This is a genomic window from Mesorhizobium sp. M2A.F.Ca.ET.067.02.1.1, assembly GCF_004023285.1.
GTDB lineage: Bacteria > Pseudomonadota > Alphaproteobacteria > Rhizobiales > Rhizobiaceae > Mesorhizobium.
The window spans coordinates 1-1212 of record NZ_RZSB01001153.1; the positions used below are offsets into that span (position 1 = coordinate 1).

Genomic DNA, 1212 nt, shown 5'->3' on the forward strand with positions numbered 1-1212 from the left:
GGCCCAGCGTCCGTTTCCATCCATGATGATCGCGACATGCGCGGGCATTGCCATAATCTCGCTTTCGAGCCGGAAACCCGACCCTAAACCTGCATGATTTCAGCTTCCTTATCGGAAAGCAGGTGATCGATCGTGCTGATCATCTCGTCGGTCAGCTTCTGCACCTGGTCGGAGCGCTTGCGCTGATCGTCCTCGCTGATGGTGCCATCCTTCTCGGCCTTCTTGAGGAAATCCATGCCGTCGCGGCGAACATGGCGAACCGCGACGCGCGCATTCTCGGCGTAACCGTGCGAGATCTTGACTAGCTCCTTGCGGCGCTGCTCGTTGAGCTCGGGCAGCGGAATCCGGAGCGTGGTGCCGTCGACGATCGGGTTGAAGCCCAGATTGGCCTCGCGGATGGCGCGGTCCACCGCGCTGACCATCGACTTGTCCCAGACCGACACCGAAATCATGCGCGGCTCCGGCACGGACACGTTGGCCACCTGGTTGATCGGCATCGCCGTGCCGTAGGCCTGCACCTGGACGGCATCGAGCAGGTTGCTGGAGGCCCGGCCAGTGCGCAGCGAAGCCAGATCGTGCTTGAAAGCGGCGATCGCCCCGTCCATGCGTCGCTTCAGGTCTTCGTACTCGCCACTCATGATCATCTCCTCGACCCGTTCGCCGGGTTCACTGTTTCTATCGTTATTCGGTTCGCGGTTCCGCAGTCGCTTGACGGATTCCGGAGCCTGTTACTTGTCCGTGACGACCGTGCAATGGCCGCCGCCCCTCAGAATATCGCCGAAACCACCTTTTTCGTGGATCGAATAGACGATTATCGGAATGTTGTTTTCGCGCGCAAGTGCAATCGCGGCGGTATCCATGATCGCAAGCCCGCGTTTGATGACTTCGGCATGGCTGATGCGGTCGAAGCGGACAGCGTTCGGATCTTTCTTGGGATCTGCCGAATAGACCCCGTCGACCTGCGTGCCCTTGAACAGCGCATCGGCGCCGATCTCGGCGGCGCGAAGCGCGGCAGCCGAATCGGTGGTGAAGAACGGATTGCCGGTGCCGCCGGCGAAGATGACCACCTTGCCCTGGTTCATGTAGGCGGTCGCCTGGCGCTGGGAAAAGCTCTCGCAGAGCTCGGGCATGGCGATCGCCGACAGCACAACGGCGTCAACGCCGATCTTGTTCAGCGAAGTGCGCAGCGCCAGCGAGTTGATGACGGTGGCG

The 1212-nt window shown here is 61.4% G+C and carries 2 protein-coding genes; both read right to left on the reverse strand.

Annotated features, from left to right (window positions below):
• Window positions 1–83: 83 nt before the first annotated feature.
• The gene (gene frr / locus EOA28_RS36305; RefSeq protein WP_082037291.1) at window positions 84–638 is read right to left on the reverse strand and encodes a ribosome recycling factor; all 555 of its coding nucleotides are present in this window, start codon (window positions 636–638) and stop codon (window positions 84–86) included.
• 90 nt (window positions 639–728) lie between these two features.
• Window positions 729–1212, reverse strand: a 484-nt coding sequence (locus EOA28_RS36310) for a uridine monophosphate kinase (RefSeq protein WP_148671131.1), incomplete at its 5' end; no start/stop codon positions are given.